The sequence below is a fragment of the Saccharopolyspora galaxeae genome, assembly GCF_016526145.1.
Classification (GTDB): domain Bacteria; phylum Actinomycetota; class Actinomycetes; order Mycobacteriales; family Pseudonocardiaceae; genus Saccharopolyspora_C; species Saccharopolyspora_C galaxeae.
Genome location: NZ_JADDUE010000016.1, coordinates 38651 through 55238 on the forward strand (window position 1 = coordinate 38651; position 16588 = coordinate 55238).

Genomic DNA, 16588 nt, shown 5'->3' on the forward strand with positions numbered 1-16588 from the left:
CGACGATATCCGCGCGGACTCACCGGTGGTAGGGGCGTTTCGAGAAGTTCGGGCGAGTGCACCGGACCGCCTTGCGGTGCACCGTGGACGGTCGGCGGGTCACCGCCGTGCCGGGCTTCGGAGCCGGTCCCGGGCGCCTTCGCCGCGACCGGGGCCGAAACCGCTGAATTCTGTTCGCGAAGCGGCCTCAGCCGCTCGCGGCCAGCAGCTTTTCCGCGGGCACACCGCGGATCGCGGCATCGAGCACCTGCACCGTGTGCGCCATCGGCAGCTCGGCGCCGCGGCGTTCCAGCGCGGTGCGGATCTGCATGGAGCAGCCCGGATTGGCGGTCACCAGCAGGCTCGCCTCGGTGTCGAGCACGTTGGCGGCCTTGCGGTTGCCGAGTTCCTCCGCCGCCTGCGGCTGCAGCAGGTTGTAGATCCCGGCCGAGCCGCAGCACAGCTCACCGCGGTTGATCTCGCGCAGCTCGACACCGGGGATGCCGCGCAGCAGATCTCGCGGCTGGGCGCGGATTCCCTGGCCGTGGCTGAGGTGGCAGGCGTCGTGGTAAGCGATCTTCACCGGCAGCGGGTGCCGTTCGGCGACCGGGCCGAGTTCGGTGAGCAGTTCCGCGATGTCGCGCACCTTCGCGGCGAACCGCTCGGCCTTCGCGGCGTACTCCGGGTCGTCGCGCAGCAGCCGGGGGTATTCCTTGAGCGTGGAACCGCACCCCGCCGAGTTGATCACGATGTGCTGCACATCGGACTCCTCGAAGGTGTCCAGCAGCTTCCGCGCGAACTTCAGCGCCTCTTCCTCGCGGCCGGAGTGCTCGCTCAGCGCGCCGCAGCACCCCTGCGATGGCGGGATCACGACGTCGCAACCTTCCGCGGACAGGATCCGGGCGGTGGCGGCGTTGACGTCCGGGAAGAACGCGCTCTGCACGCAGCCGGTGATCATGCCGACGGTGGCGCGCCGCTGCCCGCGCGCGGGGATCCGCCGCCCGAGCTTCGGGGCGCGGCTGATCGGCGGCGCCAGCGACTCCATGGTGCGCAGGTGCGGCGGCAGCTTGTCGGTGAGTCCCGTGCGCCGCAGCAGCGAACTGACGCGCAGTTTCTGGTACAGCGCCAGCGGTCCGCGCATCGCCTTGAGCCGCCGCGGGTACGGGAACACCGTGAAGATCGCCGTGCGCAGCAGCTTCTCCCAGCGGCCGCGCTCGTGCCTGCGCTCGATCTGCGCGCGGGTCTCGTTGATCAGCGTGCCGTACTGCACCCCGGACGGGCACGCGGTCACGCAGGCCATGCAGCCCAGGCAGTTGTCCATGTGACCGACCATGGCGTCGGTCATCGGCTCGCCCTCGAGGCCTTCCTTCATCAGGTAGATGCGTCCGCGCGGCGAGTCCATCTCCTCGCCCCACAGGTCGTAGGTGGGGCACGCGGGCAAGCAGAATCCACAGTGGACGCAATCGTCGATGAGGTTCTGCTGCGGCGGGTGGTGCTCGTCGAACGCACCGAGCACGTCGGTGTGGTCGGGGCGCACCGGACGGCCCGGATCGGCCGCGGCGCCGGTTTCGGCAGGCGCGCCCGGATCGTTCGGCACTCCGGAGTGCGCCGGGGTCTCGGTCATCAGATTCCTCCCACGAAACGACCGGGTGCGAGCCGGTGCCCGGGATCGAATTGGTCCTTCACGCGGCGCAGCAGCGTCTGCACGCCGATCGGCTGCGGCCCCCACGGGTCGATGGCTTCGCGCGCGGCGGGATTTCCGCGCAGCAGCACGGCGTATTCGGCTTGCTGGCGCAATCCCTCCACGAGCGAGCCGAGCAGCTTCGGCTCGCAGCTCGACGGAATCCCCGCGTGCAGCACGCCCAGCCCGGCGGCACCGCGCAGCGTCAGCGGCACGCCGGAGTCCTGCGCGGCGTGCTCGGCGAAGGTCAGCAGCTCGGCCAGCGCTGCGGGCTCCACGCCGAGCCGAAGCGCGTTGCCGTCCGGCTCGGCCGGGAACCGCCCCCACCATTCGGGCGCGCGCTCGAGCACTTCCCCGCCGATCTCACCGGCCAGCCGGACGGCGCGCTCGTGGGTGGCCGCGGGTCGCCCCTCCAGCTGCGCGCACACCGTGATCGGTCCGTCCACTTCGGACCTGTCGAGCTCGATGGCGGTGGGCATCTCCTGGCAGCGCCGCAGCGCGGCGACGGTCTCGGCGGCCTCCTGCGGACCGTCCAGGACGCTGCGGATCCACCGGTGCTCGTCGGCCAGCGGATGCAGCCGGAACACCACCTCGGTGATCACGCCGAGGGTGCCGTAGGAACCGGTGTAGAGCTTGCCGAGGTCGTAGCCGGCGACGTTCTTGACGACCTTGCCGCCCGCGGTGGTCACAGTGCCGTCGGCGCGCACCACGGTGATGCCGATCAGCAGGTCGCGCACCCCGCCGAAGAAGTGCCGCCCCGGCCCGGAGGTCGCGGTGGCCACCACCCCGCCGAGGGTCGCCGACGGCAGCGGCTGGTCGATCGGAAGTTGTTGCCCCGCCTCGGAAACCGCCGCCTGCACCTCGGCCAGCGGGGTGCCCGCCTTGGCGGTGACCACGAGGTCACCGGCCGCGTGCTCGACCACCCCGCGCAGCTGCGAGACGTCCAGCAGCACGTCCGCGGAGCGCGGCGCGGCGCCCCAGTCGAGCTTGCTGCCGGATCCCTTCGGCACCACCGAAAGCCCGTGCTCGTCGGCGGCCCGCAGGATCGCGGAGACCTCTTCGGTGCTCGACGCGGACGCGACCCAGGACGGCAGCACGCCCGCGATCTCGTCGCCCGCTGCGGCCCGGCGGATCCGGTCGTAGCCGACGGCGGAGGTGAGCGCGGTGGGCGCGGAAGCGCTGGTCTCGGTCATCAGAACTGGTCCGCCAATCCTGCCTCGGTCAACGGGTGCACACCGCGGCGCGGGCCGGGCACCTCGCCGCACAGCCGCGGAGTCGGGAAGACCTTGCCGGGGTTGCAGATCCCGGCCGGGTCGTAGGCGCAGCGGACCCGCTGCATGGTGTCCAGGTCGTCGGCGGTGAACATCCGGCCCATGTACTTGACCTTGTCGGCGCCGACGCCGTGCTCGCCGGTGATCGAGCCGCCGTGCTCGATGCACAGGTCGAGGATCGCGCCGGAGACCTCTTCGGCGCGGTCGGCCGCGCCCGGCTCGGCTTCGTCGAACAGCACCAGCGGGTGCAGGTTGCCGTCCCCGGCGTGGAAGACGTTGGCCACCCGCACCCCGGACTCGGCCGACAGCGAAGCGATGCGGCCCAGCACCTCCGGCAGCGCGGTCCGCGGGATCACCCCGTCCTGCACGATGTAGTCCGGGCTGATCCGGCCGACCGCGGCGAACGCGGACTTGCGGCCCTTCCAGATCATCGCCCGCTCGTGGTCGTCGGCGGCGACGCGGATCTCGAAGGCGCCGTGCTCGCGGCAGTACCGCTGCACCTCGTCGAAGGTGTGCTCGACGTCGGCGACCGGGCCGTCCAGCTCGACCACCAGCACCGCGCCAGCGCCTTCCGGGTATCCGCAGGCCACGGCCTGTTCGGCGGCTTCGATGGACAGCGCGTCCATCATCTCCACCGCGGCCGGGGTGACGCCGGCGCCGATGATCGCCGAGACCGCGCCGCCCGCGTCGTCGGTGGTGCGGAAACCGGCCAGCAGCGTCTGCACCGTCTCGGGTTTCCGCAGCAGCCGGACGGTGATCTTGGTGACCACCCCGAGCGTGCCCTCGCTGCCGATGAAGGTGCCGAGCAGGTCGTATCCGGGCGCTTCGCGCGCGGCGCCGCCGAGTTCGACGACATCGCCGTCCGGGGTGACGACCTCCAGGGACAGGATGTGGTGCGTGGTGAACCCGTACTTCAAGCAGTGCGCGCCGCCGGAGTTCTCCGCGACGTTGCCGCCGACGGAGCAGACCTGCTGGCTGGAGGGGTCGGGGGCGAAGTAGTAGCCCTGCGGCGCGGCGGCGGTGGTCACGTCGAGGTTGATCACGCCCGGCTCCACCACGGCGCGCTCGTTGGCGACGTCGATCTCCAGGATCCGGCGCATCTTCGAGGTCACGATCAGCACGCCTTCGGCGTCCGGCAGGGCGCCGCCGGAAAGCCCGGTACCGGAGCCGCGGGCCACGAACGGCACCTGCTGCTCGGCGCAGGCCGCGACGACCTCGCGCACCTGCTCGGTGTCGGCGGGCAGCACGACCACCGCGGGCACCACCCGGTAGCTGGCCAGGCCGTCGCATTCGTAGGTGCGCAGCCGCTGCGGGTCGGTGATCACCGATTCCGCGGGCAGCACCGCGCGGAACCGGCGGACCAACCGGTCCAGGTCGGCCGCCGGGGCGTCAGCCGCGGTCGCCCCCGGGCTCGGGGTTGCAGCGCTGGTCGACATGGTCAGCCTCCTCAGCAATGAGGACTTCCGCTCTGCGGAAACACCGTTCCGGGCAACGGGAACTCTAGGTTGTCGACCGCATAGATACAAGAGGCCGACAAGCTGCCTCCCGCTGGACCTTCATTGTGCCCCGGACCATTGACCTCGGGCCGCCGCGAAATCGCTCAGGTACTGCCGGGAAGGGCCTGCCGACCGGACGCCAGCCTGCACGCATCTTGCGCCGCACGGCCGGGACGGACGAAACCGCCCGGTCCGACGGAGGACGTCCGCTCTTGGACCCGGCGCGCTCACCGGAGCAGCGCACGTTCGGCGATCAGCCCTGCGCCACCAGCAGCGGGACGAACTGCTCCGCGGCGGTGAGCGAACCGTGATGCCCGCGCAGCGAGGACTCACCGGGCTCGGCCACCGACCGGATCACCGCGGACTCCCGCAGCACCGCCAGCACGTCGCCGATGCGCGGGCGCACCTCGTCGGCCACCTCGGAGCCGAACCAGCCTTCGTCGATGGCCTGCTCACCGGTGACGACGGCGCCCCGTTCCCCCACCGCCGCGCGCCAGGTCTCGAGCACGTCCGCGCGGGCGCCCGGTTCGGTGTAGACGTGCCGGGCGCGCGGCTCGCCGCCCAGCAGCCGCACGCCCTCGGACAGCGCGGGCGAGGTGTCCGCGTCCAGCGCTTCGGACGGGTCGACGGTGACCATGCCGTGATCGGCCACCACCAGCAGCGAGGCCGATTCCGGAAGACGTTCGGCCAGCGATTCGACCAGCCGGTCCACCTGCGCGAGCTGCAACCGCCACGGCAGCGAGCCCGGCCCGTGGCCGTGCCCGACCAGGTCGAGGTGCCCGTGGTAGGCGTAGCTCAGCACCGGGGCCGGTTCCTGCAGCGCGGCGAGGACCTCGGCGCCGAGGTCGCCGAGCGCGCGCACGCCCCGGAACTCGCCGCCGCGCAGCGCCGCCCGGGTCAACCCGGTGCCCCGGAACTCCGCGGGCGCGATCGCGCGGACGCGCACCCCGGCGTCGGCGGCGCGTTCCAGCATCGTCGGCTGCGGCTGCGCGGTCTCCGGCGGCCAGGTCTCCAGCAGGCTGCGCCGGTGGCCCTGCGCATCGCGGACGGTGCCGTGCGTCGCCCACGCCAGCGGGTGCAGCAGGCCGCCGGACGGTTCGGCGAAGGTGTAGCCGACGACGCCGTGCGCACCGGACCGCAGCCCGGTTCCGAGCGAGGTGATGCTGGTGGCGGTGGTCGTCGGGAAACCGGCCTTGATCGGCTCGCGCACCGCCAGCGAAGCGAGGAACGGCGCGTCCGCGGCGTGTTCCCGCAGCAGCTCCCAGCCGAGGCCGTCGACCAGCAGCACCGCCGCGGCGCGGCACCGCGGAATCCCCAGCGAGTCGGTGAAACCCGCGGTGCCCAGCGCGGCCAGCACCGACGGCAGCACCTCGGAGAGCGCGCCGTCCTTGCCGGGGGTGACCATCCAATCCATGCCGCACCTTCCGTGCCCACCGGGCCCGAGCCGCCGTCTTCGACGACAAGCATGACCCGCCGCGCAAGGGTCGCGAGCGGAATCTTCCGAGTGCGGTACCCCGGCATCCGATCTTGCCGGGACGAAGGATCGCCGTACTTCGATCGCAGGTCCGTGTGGTGCCGTTCTCTTGTCGTTGTCTTGTCAGCGGCGGAGCCGCTGAGCACTAACCACCTGAGCAACCGGACCACCGGCGGGTTCTCAGCGGTCTTCTCGCGAGGACAGCGATTTCGCCGCGTATGGGCATACGTCAGAAATCGATCCCACCGCGAGAAGGCCGGTGAGGTTCCGCTACCCGGGCACCTACGCAAAACAAATTCAAAAAGTTTCTCAGATGTCCAGGGAGCGGCCGACGATCTCCTTCATGATCTCGGTGGTCCCGCCGTAGATCGTCTGCACCCGCGAGTCCAGGAACGCCTTCGCGATCGGGTACTCCATCATGTAGCCGTAGCCGCCGTAGAGCTGCAGGCAGCGGTCCACGACCCGCTTGTTCAGCTCGGTCAGCCACCACTTGGCCATCGCGGCGTGCTCGACGCTGAGCTCACCGGTCAGGTGCAGCTGCACGCAGCGGTCCGCGAACACCCGCCCGATCTGCACCTCGGTCGCCATCTCCGCGAGCTCGAACCGGGTGTTCTGGAACTTGCCGATGGGACGGCCGAACGCGGTGCGCTCGCGGCAGTACTGCTTGGTGTCCTCGAGGGTCCGCTCCGCGGCGGCGACCGCGGCCACCGCGATGGACAGCCGCTCCTGCGGCAGGTTCTGCATCAGGTAGATGAAGCCCTGCCCCTGCTCGCCGAGCAGGTTCGCCGCCGGCACCCGCACGTCGTTGAAGAACAGCTCGGCGGTGTCCTGCGACTTCTGCCCGATCTTCTCCAGGTTGCGGCCGCGCTCGAAGCCCGCCATGCCGCGCTCGACCACGAGCAGGCTCACGCCCTGCGCGCCGGCGTCCGGGTCGGTCTTGGCGGCCACGATCACCAGGTCGGCGTTGATGCCGTTGGAGATGAACGTCTTCGAGCCGTTGAGCACGTACTCGTCGCCGTCGCGGATCGCGGTGGTGCGGATGTTCTGCAGGTCGCTGCCGGTTCCGGGTTCGGTCATCGCGATCGCGGTGATGATCTCGCCGCTGCAGAAGCCGGGCAGCCAGCGCCGCTTCTGCTCCTCGGTGGCCAACCGGGTGAGGTACGGGATGTTGATGTCGTTGTGCACCGGCACGCCGAAGCCGCTGATGCCCGCGTTGACCAGCTCCTCGTCGAACACGACGTTGAACCGGAAGTCGTCGACTCCGCCGCCGCCGTGCTCCTCGTCCACGGCCATGCCGAGCAGGCCCTGCTTGCCCGCGGCCAGCCAGGCGTCGCGGCTGACCACGCCCGCCGCCTCCCACTCCTCCTGGTGCGGCAGCAGCTCCTTGGCGATGAAGGCCCTGGCGGTCTCGCGGAACGCCTCGTGCTCGGCCTCGAACAGTTCCCTGCGCATGTCACGCTTCCTTTCCGTGGATCGCGCCGGAGGACAGCAGATCGTCCGCCCCGCGGACCTGCCAGTCCGCCAGCACCGCGGCGTCCGGCGACGGCACCGGGCGCGGCGGCGGGGTCGGGGTGCTGGAGAACCGCGGCGCCGGGGCCGGTTGCAGCACGCCGTCCGGGCGCACCAGCGTTCCGCGGGCGTTGAGGTGCGGGTGGTCGGCCGCTTCGGTCATCGAAAGCACCGGAGAGACGCAGGCATCCGAACCGTCGAAAACCTCGGTCCACTCGGCGCGGGTGCGCTGCGCGAAGACCTCGGCGAGCTTGTTGCGCAGTTCCGGCCAGTTCGCCGGATCGTCGCGGTCCGGGACCTGCCCGGTGAGCCCGAGGCGTTCCAGCAGTTCCGCGTAGAACTGCGGTTCCAGCGCACCGACGGCCATGTGCTCGCCGTCGGAAGTTTCGTAGACGTCGTAGTACGGGGCACCGGTGTCGAGCAGGTTCGTGCCGCGCTCGGTGTTCCAGGCACCCGCGTTGGCCATCCCGAACAGCATCGAGCCGAGATGCGCCGCGCCGTCCACGATCGCCGCGTCGACCACTTGGCCCCGCCCGCCTGCACGCGCCTGCAACACCCCAGCCAGCACACCGACCGCGAGGTAGAGCGAACCGCCGCCGAAGTCGCCGAGCAGGTTCGCGGGCACCTGCGGCGGCCCGCCCTTGCGGCCGATCGCGTGCAACATGCCGGTCAGCGCGATGTAGCCGACGTCGTGCCCGGCGTTCGAGGCCAGCGGCCCGTCCTGGCCCCAGCCAGTCATCCGGCCGTAGACCAGCCGCGGATTGACCTCCCAGCACTGCTCCGGACCGACGCCGAGGCGTTCGGCCACGCCGGGGCGGAAGCCTTCGATCAGCACGTCGGCCTGCTCCGCCAGCGCGAGCACCGATGCCGGACCGCGCTCGTGCTTGAGGTCCACCGAGATCGCGCGTTTGCCGCGGTCGAGCAGGTCGTGCTCGCCGGGTCCGCCGCCGGGGCGCCCGACGCGCACCACGTCCGCGCCCAGGTCCGCCAGCAGCATCGCGCAGAACGGTGCCGGGCCGATGCCCGCCAGCTCGACCACGCGCACGCCCGCCAAGGGGCCGTTCTGTCCCGCCGGCGGTCCGCCGTGTCCCTCTGCCGTCACGCCTGCACCTCCGCCCGCGGCGACGTCGCCGCGCAAGCCCGTCTTCGACACCGTTGTCCGACCTCGCCGCTGTCCGGCCACGCGGATCGACGGTTGCCGGTACCTGTCCGGGAACCCGCTGGGGCGCCTGCGGTTCCGCTGCCCGGCACCCGCCGAGTCCGACGACAGAACATTTACGACGCAGTTAGTGTTACATCGTTGGTGTCACAGAGGTCAAGGAGTAAGGTGTCCCACTATGCTCCGAACAGCGGACGAAGAGCTGACCATCGACGAACTGGCCGCCCGCGCCGGAGTCACCGTGCGCACCGTCCGCTTCTACTCGTCGCGCGGACTGATCCCACCACCGCGCCTGCGCGGGCGTCTCGGACTCTACGGCGCCGATCACCTCGCCCGGCTGGACCTGATCCGCGAGCTGCAGACGCTCGGGTTCACCCTCTCCGCGATCGAACGGCACCTGGAAGGCATCCCGGACGACGCCACGCCGGAGGACCTCGCGCTGCAGCGGGCGCTGCTGGCGCCGTGGACCAGTGATCAGACCGAGGACCTCTCCCGCAACGAGCTGAACCAGCGCGCCGGGCGGCACCTCGACGACGATCTCGTCGAGCAGCTGATCTCGCTGGGCGTGCTGGAGCGGACCGGCGACGGGCTCGACCACGTGCGGCTGCCGAACACCGCGATGCTCGGGGTCGGGCTGCAGATCCTCGACCTCGGCCTGCCGCTGGAGATGCTGCTGCGGGCCAAGGACATCGTGGACCGGCACACCACGCAGATCGCCGTCGAACTGCGCGAGCTGTTCGCCGCGAACGTGCTGCGCCCGTACGTCGAGCGGGGCAGGCCGGAGCAGGAGCGCGAGCGGGTGCGGGAGGCCACCGACCAGCTGCGGCCGCTGACCATCCAAGTCCTGGTCAACGGTTTCCAGAACGCGGTCAACAACGTGATCCGCGAGCACGTTCGGGAACCCGAATAAAACGGACTTACCGCCCGTTTTCCGCGGGCTGTGGGAAAACCGCTCCCCGTCGACGAGACCTTCCACCGCATCCGCCGCGACCACGGCGCGGCGGATCAGGCGCTCGCCGATTCAACCTGAATGCGGGAACGTTTCGTCCTGGCAGCGGAAGAACCCACGGAACGCCGACACGCACGAGCACGAGAACCGCTGATCCGCGCACCGGGCGGCACTCGTCCGGCTCCTGGTCAAAACGGCCACCGGCGCGGTTCGATCGGCTGGGTCACGCGCGTCGCGACCGTGGCCACCTCGCAAGTGGGGAGGAGCCACCGCATGGACGCATTCGCGGAGTCCGCGGCGCCGCTGACCGTTCCGCGGCTGTTCGGGCGCAACGCCGCCGAACATCCCGACCGGCCCGCGCTTACCGCAGGCGACCGCACCTGGACCTGGGGCGAAGCCGAGCGCGAGGTGCGTTCGCTGGCCGCCGGGTTCGCCGCGCTCGGCCTGCGGCCGGGGCAGACCGCGGTGCTGATGATGTCCAACCGGCCCGAGCAGTGGCTGGCCGATGCCGCGCTCGCGCACCTCGGCGCCGTCCCGGTGGCGGTCGCCCCCGCGCTCAGCACCGGCGACGTCGGCCACGTGGCCCGGCACAGCCGCGCTCGGCTGCTCCTGCTGGAGAACGCCCAGCACGTGCGCAGGTCCGCGGCGGCGCTGCGGGACGCGGAAGGGCTGGAGCACGTGGTCGTGCTCGACGAGCAGGCCATCCCGGACGAGGACCGCCGCTTCCGGTCCTGGGACGCGCTGCGCGCCGGAGGCGAACGGCTGCTCGCCGAAGACCCGGGGCTGGTGCGGCGGCACGCCGACGACGTCGGACCGGACGATCCGGTGACCGTGTCGTACTCGCAGGACCCGCTCGGACAGCAGACCGGTGTCGTGCTGACCCACCGCAACGTGCTCGCCGCAGCCGATGCACGGCATCGGCTCACCGGCGCGCAGCCGCACTCGCGCACCGTCTGCTCGCTGCCCATGGCGCACATGGCCGAGCGCGCGACCAGCCTCTACAGCGCCATCCACGACATCGCGCACGTGCACTTCTGCAACGGGATCGGTGAAGTCGTCGATGCGCTGCCGGACATCCGCCCGCACACGCTCGTCGGCGTGCCGCGGTTGTGGGAACGGCTCGCGGCGAAACTGCGCGCCTCGGCCGACGGGCACGATCCGCTCGCCAAGATCGGACTCGACGCCACCACTTGGGCGGCCAGCGGTTCCGCGCCGCTGAACCGGGAGGTGCCGGAGCTGTTCGCCGCCAGCGGCCTGGAGATCTTCGAGTGCTGGGGCCTGACCGAGACCGCCGGCTGGACCGCGTCCGGTTCCCCGGGCAGCACCCGGCCGGGCACCGCGGGACGCCCGCTGCCCGGTGTCCAGGTGCGCGCCGAGGACGGCGAACTGCTGGTGCGCGGGCCGATGGTGTGCGCGGGCAGGCTCGAGGACGACGGGGTGATCCGCTCGATCACCGACTCCGGCGGCTGGTTGCGCACCGGCGACGCGGGAAGCGTCGACGCGGACGGCTTCCTCTCGATCACCGGTCGCAAGGACGAGCTCATCGTCGACGCCGACGGGCAGCACGTCTCTCCCGACGTCGTGGAGAACGCGCTGCGCGCGCATCCGTTGATCGGGCACGCATTGGTCTTCGGCAACGGACGGCCACACCTGGTCGCGCTGCTGGTGCTGGACGAGGAAGCGGCTCCGGAATGGGCGCGGCAGCACGGCATCGACGGCACCTCGCCTGCCGAGCTGGCCCGGCACCCGGAGGTGCTCGCCGAAGTGGACCGCGCGGTCGGGGCGGCGAACTCGTGGCTCGACGCGTCCGGCCAGGTCCGCGGGCACCGGCTGCTGGACCGCACGTGGGGCGCCGAGGGCGGCGAGCTCGGCCCGTCGATGCGGTTGCGCCGCCACGCCATCCACGACAAGTACGCCGAAGTGCTGGAGTCGCTGTACTCCTGACTTGCTCACCACCGAGTGGTGGCAGCCGATCGGCATCGCCGCCGTTGATCACTGATAGTCACCGAAGCGCCACCGGGGGAACCTCGATTCGGTGATCTTTGAGTATTGGTGCGGTTCGGACCGGGAATGTGCCGATACATCTGAGCGGACACTTCCCCGAATCCCCGGAGGCGCACCTGACATGGCTGCCACCAAACTGACCCGCACCCTGCTGCTGACCGCACTGCTCACCGCCGCGTCCGTGCCCGCGGGAGTGGCCAACGCGGCCCCGGACGCGGCCGAGCGCAGCGCTTTCACGCTCTCGGTCGGACCCGAGAACGGCGTCGAAACCCCGCGCACGACGCTGCTGAGCTGCGACCCGGCGGGCGGCACGCACCCGCGGGCGGACGCCGCCTGCGCGAGCCTGCGGGACGCGGGCGGGGACTTCCACCGGCTCAGCCAGAACCACGCGGCCACGCCGTGTCCGATGGTGCTCAAGCCCGTCGTGGCGACCGCGCACGGCAACTGGCAGGGCAAGCCGGTGCACTTCCGGCAGGAGTTCGGCAACGAGTGCGTGGCCGCGGCGAAGCTGGGCGCGGTGTACGACTTCTGATCCCGCCGCACGACGACCCCGCGCAAGGCTTTCGCGCGGGGTCGTTCGCGTGTGCGGCACCACTACTCGACCGACTGGCCACACTGGACGTATTACCGTGACGGCATGGCCGCAGAGCAGCACGAATCCGCCGGGAGACCGGACGGGCAACGGGAATCGTCCGCTTCTCGGTGGCCGCAGCGGCTCTACGGCACGGGCACCGAACCCGATCCCCGCTTCACCCTCGCCAACGAGCGGACGTTCCTGGCGTGGATCCGGACGGCGCTGGCGCTGATGGCGGCCGGGGTCGGCGTGGAGGCGTTGAACGCCGCGGCCGCGACGCACAGCCCGCTGCGCACCGCCCTTGCGGTGTTGCTGCTGCTGGCGGGGGTCGTGTGCAGCGTGGCCGCGTTCGGGCGCTGGGTGCGGCTGGAGCGCGCGTTGCGCACCGGCGCACCGCTGCCGTCGCCGAAGCTCGCGCCGTTCATCGGCTACGGCCTCGGCGCGATCGGCGTGGCTTCGTTCGTCCTGCTGCTGATCACCGGGTTCTGAGCGTGCCGCACGAGGAGCCCTGGGATCCCGGTTTGCAGGTCGAGCGCACCACGCTCGCGTGGTTGCGCACGATCATGGCCTTCGTCGCCGGGATGGCGGTGCTGCTGCGGCTGATCGCGCACCGCAGCGCAGTGGCCGCCGCGGTGTCCGCTGCGGTGTTCCTGCCGGTGGCAGCAGTGATAGCGTTCCTGGCGTGGCGCCGCCACCGGCGGGCCGAACGCAACCTCCGAGCGGACGAGCCGCTCCCCGACGGAGTGCTGCACGCCGGCGTGACCGCTCTGTCCCTGGTGGCCGCAGCCACCGCACTGGCCTACGCGCTGATCCTGTAGCGGACCGCCGCGGTTTTTCCGCGGACCATCCAGCGGAACCGCTGGCCTGCGGTGAACGACCCGTTCCCCGCAGGCTCAGCACTCGATCACGTTCACCGCGAGACCGCCGCGGGCCGTCTCCTTGTACTTGACCTTCATGTCCCGGCCGGTGTCGCGCATCGTGCGGATCGCCTTGTCCAGCGAGACGACGTGGCTGCCGTTGCCGCGCAAGGCCATCCGCGCGGCCGTGACCGCCTTGACCGAGGCGACCGCGTTGCGCTCGATGCACGGAACCTGAACCAGACCGCCCACCGGATCGCAGGTGAGACCGAGGTTGTGCTCCACCCCGATCTCCGCGGCGTTCTCCACCTGCCCCGGCGTCGCGCCGAGCACTTCGGCGAGCCCGGCGGCGGCCATCGAGCACGCCGAACCGACTTCGCCTTGGCAACCGACCTCGGCACCGGAGATCGAAGCGTTCTCCTTGAACAACACCCCGATCGCCCCGGCCGCGAGCAGGAAGCGCACGATGCCGTCCTCGTCGGCGCCCGGCACGAACCGCGCGTAGTAGTGCAGCACCGCGGGCACGATCCCCGCTGCACCGTTGGTGGGCGCGGTCACGACCCGCCCGCCCGCGGCGTTCTCCTCGTTCACCGCCAGCGCGAACAGCGTGAGCCATTCCATCGGGTCGTCCCGCTCGGTCAGGCTCGCCCGCAGCGTCGCCGCGCGTCTGCGCACCTTGAGCCCACCGGGCAGCACCCCGTCGTTGCGGGAGCCGTTTTCCACGCACTCCTGCATGACCGACCAGATGTGCAGCAGTCCCGCGCGCACCTGTTCCTCGGATCGCCAGGACAGCTCGTTGGCCAGTATCACGTCGCTGATCCGCGCGCCGGATTCCGAGCACTGCTCGAGCAGTTGCGCACCGGTGCTGAACGGGTGCCGCAACGGAGTCTCGTCCGGTTTGATCCGGTCCGCGCCCGTGGCGTCCTCGTCCACGACGAAACCGCCGCCGACCGAATAGAACACCGCTTCGCGCAGCGGGCCGGACTCGCCGAGCGGCCCGTGCGCGCTGAAGCGCATCCCGTTCGGATGCAACGGCAAGGATTTGCGCCGGTGCATCACCAGATCCTTGTCGGGGTCGAACCGGACCTCGCGCGCACCGTTGAGCAACAAGCCGCCGCCGGAACGCACCTCGTCCATCCGGTGCTCGACCGAGGACGGCTCGACGGTCTCCGGGTCGTGGCCTTCCAGCCCGAGCAGCACCGCCTTCGGGCTGCCGTGGCCGTGCCCGGTCGCGCCCAGCGAGCCGAACAGCTCGGCCCGCACCCGCACCACCTGGTCGAGCAGCCCGTCGCGGTGCAACCCCGCGACGAACCGGCCCGCCGCCCGCATCGGGCCGACGGTGTGCGAGCTCGACGGCCCGATGCCCACCGAGAAGAGGTCGAAGACACTGATCGCCATGGCCTGCCCCTTCCGGCCTGGCTCGGCTACTCGCCGCTGGTGAACGCGGCGTATTGCTCGGCGGTGAGCACAGCACCGGTGCTCTCCGCACGCACTTCGAGCAGCCAGCCGTTGCCGAACGGGTCGGCGTTGACCGCCGCCGGGTCGTCCACGACGGCCTCGTTGACCGCTACGACCTCACCGGTCACCGGGGCGTACAGGTCGCTGACGGACTTGGTGGATTCCAGCTCGCCGCAGGACTGGCCGGATTCGATGCGTTCCCCGGTCTCCGGGAGCTGCACGTAGACGATGTCGCCGAGCGCTTCAGCCGCGTACGGCGTGACACCGATGCGGACCACGTCACCGCGGTCCTCGATCCACTCGTGCTCTTCGGTGTAGCGCAGCTGCTCGGGCAGGGACATGGAGGCTCCTGAAGGGCGTCGTGGGCACAGTCGTGCCCGGGTCCTGGGCCTCCCCCTCTGTTGCGGAACCTGAGAGCTTCACCGCCGCAGGCGGCTTGCACCGTGGGTGCGGCGCCGGAGCGCGCGCTTTCCAGAGTCGCCTCGCCCGAGCGGTCATGGTGCCTGAGAGTTTGCGGGGAGAGTTTGCTCCTTCGGCGCCCTGCTGCGCAGGGTCTCTCCCGCCCGGGTTCTGCGGCGGTATGCGGTTGTCGCGTGTGCGGCAACGATAAACGCACCGCTGCGGCTGGCAAAGCCCCTCCCACCGGACCGGGCACGCCCGATGGTCGGTGCGCAGGTGCCGCCGAACGGCGCTAGCCACCGCGAGATTGGTTCAACCACCCTGGTCGGGAACCGATCGACGGGAGGTTCCGGTGCGCGGAACTCGCAGGTCAAAGCTGGCTGCGCTGGTGTTGTCGGCGTTCGCGCCGGGTCTCGTGCTCGCGCCTGCGGCGCACGCCGAGCCGTCGGTCGGCGTGTGGCTGACCACTCAGGACGGCAGGCAGCTGCTCGCGCGCCAGCCGGACGTCGAGTTCGGCTCGGGCGGCGGGCATCGCACGATCACCGTCGATCCGGGCGAGACCCACCAGACCATGACCGGGTTCGGTGCGGCGCTGACCGACTCGTCGGCGGCGTTGATGAACGCCTCGCCGCGGCGCGACGAACTGCTGACCGAGCTGTTCGACCAGCGCGAGGGCATCGGGCTGACCGCGGTGCGGCAGGTGATCGGCGCCTCGGACTTCGCGCGCGAGGTCTACAGCTACGACGAGGTGCCTCCGGGCCAGGACGACTACGACCTGTCCGAGTTCTCCATCGCGCACGACGAGGCCGACATCCTGCCGCTGCTGCGGCGCGCGAAGGAACTCTCGCCGGAGCTGAACGCGGTCGCCACGCCGTGGAGCGCGCCGGGCTGGATGAAATCCGGCGGCTCGATGATCGGCGGCGAACTGCCCGCGCAGAACTACCAGGTGTTCGCCGACTACCTGGTGAAGTTCGTGCAGGCGTACCAGCGGGCTGGTGTGCCGATCGATGCGCTGACCCCGCAGAACGAGCCGCTGAACACGCAGGAGTCGTACCCGGGCAGCCCGATGGCACCGGACGCGCAGGCCGCGTTCGTCCGCAACGACCTCGGGCCGAAGCTCGAGCGGGCCGGGCTGGGGACCGAGGTGTTCGCCTACGACCACAACTGGGACGACGTCGACTACCCGAACCAGGTCCTCGATGCCGCCGCGCAGTACACCGACGGCGCGGCGTTCCACTGCTACGGCGGCGACCCGTCGGCGCAGTCCGCGGTGCACGAAGCGCATCCGGACGCCGAGATCCACCTGACGGAGTGCTCCGGCACCGAATCAGCCGACCCCGCGAACACCTTCCGCGACACATTGGCCTGGCAGGCCGACAACCTGATCATCGGCGGCACCCGGAACCACGCGAGCAGCGTGCTGCTGTGGAACCTGGCGCTGGATCCCGCGCACGGGCCGGTCCTGGACGGCGCCTGCACCGACTGCACCGGCGTGACGACCGTCGATGGCGGGGACGTGCGCTACAACGCGGAGTACTACGCGCTCGGGCACGCCAGCAAGTTCGTGCGGCCGGGGGCTGTCCGGGTCGGCTCGAACGACCTCGGCGAAGTCCGCAACGCCGCGTTCCGCAACCCCGACGGCTCCATCGCGCTGATCGCGCACAACCCGACCGGTGGCGAGCAGACCTTCACCGTGTCCGCGCAGAACCGCGCCTTCGACTACACGTTGCCCGCGGGCGGGCTGGCGACCTTCAGCTGGCCGGGCTGAGCCCTTCGCG

14 protein-coding genes and 1 riboswitch are annotated in these 16588 nt (G+C 71.2%); of the genes, 6 read left to right on the top strand and 8 right to left on the bottom strand.

What is annotated here, in order from left to right; genetic code table 11:
• Positions 1 to 187 precede the first annotated feature (187 nt).
• The 6 genes from glcF to INP57_RS27055 all read right to left on the bottom strand — a co-directional run bounded on the left by glcF (position 188) and on the right by INP57_RS27055 (position 8512).
• Positions 188 to 1603, bottom strand: coding sequence for a glycolate oxidase subunit GlcF (gene glcF, locus INP57_RS27030; protein WP_200073182.1), 1416 nt, complete (start codon positions 1601 to 1603; stop codon positions 188 to 190).
• Positions 1603 to 2853 (bottom strand): FAD-binding oxidoreductase, encoded by a 1251-nt coding sequence (locus tag INP57_RS27035; RefSeq protein ID WP_200073183.1) that lies wholly within the window; start codon positions 2851 to 2853, stop codon positions 1603 to 1605. The genes glcF and INP57_RS27035 overlap by 1 nt, the downstream gene beginning before the upstream one ends.
• Positions 2853 to 4367, bottom strand: coding sequence for an FAD-linked oxidase C-terminal domain-containing protein (locus tag INP57_RS27040; RefSeq protein WP_200073184.1), 1515 nt, complete (start codon positions 4365 to 4367; stop codon positions 2853 to 2855). The genes INP57_RS27035 and INP57_RS27040 overlap by 1 nt, the downstream gene beginning before the upstream one ends.
• Positions 4368 to 4680: 313 nt before the next feature.
• Positions 4681 to 5841 carry an alkaline phosphatase family protein gene (locus tag INP57_RS27045; protein ID WP_200073185.1) on the bottom strand — a complete coding sequence of 387 codons (1161 nt, stop codon included), beginning with the start codon at positions 5839 to 5841 and terminating at the stop codon, positions 4681 to 4683.
• Between the two features lie 369 nt (positions 5842 to 6210).
• Entirely contained in the window at positions 6211 to 7353 is a 1143-nt protein-coding gene (locus INP57_RS27050) for an acyl-CoA dehydrogenase family protein (protein ID WP_200073186.1), read from the bottom strand.
• A gap of 1 nt (position 7354) precedes the next feature.
• The gene (locus INP57_RS27055; protein ID WP_200073187.1) at positions 7355 to 8512 is read right to left on the bottom strand and encodes a CaiB/BaiF CoA transferase family protein; all 1158 of its coding nucleotides are present in this window, start codon (positions 8510 to 8512) and stop codon (positions 7355 to 7357) included.
• Between the two features lie 235 nt (positions 8513 to 8747).
• Here INP57_RS27055 and INP57_RS27060 point away from each other — a divergent pair, with 235 nt between their 5' ends.
• From INP57_RS27060 to INP57_RS27080, 5 genes are all read left to right on the top strand, one after another.
• Complete coding sequence (locus INP57_RS27060) at positions 8748 to 9479, top strand: MerR family transcriptional regulator (protein WP_200073188.1); 732 nt, start codon at positions 8748 to 8750, stop codon at positions 9477 to 9479.
• Positions 9480 to 9791: 312 nt separating this feature from the next.
• A complete protein-coding gene (locus INP57_RS27065) occupies positions 9792 to 11462 on the top strand; it encodes an AMP-dependent synthetase/ligase (RefSeq protein ID WP_200073189.1) in 1671 nt (556 codons plus the stop codon).
• A gap of 181 nt (positions 11463 to 11643) precedes the next feature.
• Positions 11644 to 12054, top strand: a complete 411-nt coding sequence (locus INP57_RS27070) for an SSI family serine proteinase inhibitor (RefSeq protein ID WP_200073190.1) — start codon at positions 11644 to 11646, stop codon at positions 12052 to 12054.
• A gap of 105 nt (positions 12055 to 12159) precedes the next feature.
• The gene (locus tag INP57_RS27075) at positions 12160 to 12585 is read left to right on the top strand and encodes a YidH family protein (protein ID WP_200073191.1); all 426 of its coding nucleotides are present in this window, start codon (positions 12160 to 12162) and stop codon (positions 12583 to 12585) included.
• 2 nt (positions 12586 to 12587) lie between these two features.
• On the top strand, positions 12588 to 12914 hold the full coding sequence (locus INP57_RS27080; RefSeq protein ID WP_200073192.1) for a DUF202 domain-containing protein: 327 nt from the start codon (positions 12588 to 12590) through the stop codon (positions 12912 to 12914).
• Between the two features lie 75 nt (positions 12915 to 12989).
• Here the strand turns inward: INP57_RS27080 and INP57_RS27085 are convergent, their stop codons facing one another.
• Positions 12990 to 14351, bottom strand: coding sequence for an L-serine ammonia-lyase (locus INP57_RS27085; RefSeq protein WP_200073193.1), 1362 nt, complete (start codon positions 14349 to 14351; stop codon positions 12990 to 12992).
• Between the two features lie 26 nt (positions 14352 to 14377).
• A complete protein-coding gene (gene gcvH, locus INP57_RS27090; RefSeq protein ID WP_200073194.1) occupies positions 14378 to 14752 on the bottom strand; it encodes a glycine cleavage system protein GcvH in 375 nt (124 codons plus the stop codon).
• A gap of 140 nt (positions 14753 to 14892) precedes the next feature.
• Positions 14893 to 14983, bottom strand: a riboswitch (glycine riboswitch).
• A gap of 179 nt (positions 14984 to 15162) precedes the next feature.
• Here gcvH and INP57_RS27095 point away from each other — a divergent pair.
• Entirely contained in the window at positions 15163 to 16578 is a 1416-nt protein-coding gene (locus INP57_RS27095) for a glycoside hydrolase family 30 protein (RefSeq protein ID WP_200073195.1), read from the top strand.
• Positions 16579 to 16588: the final 10 nt, after the last annotated feature.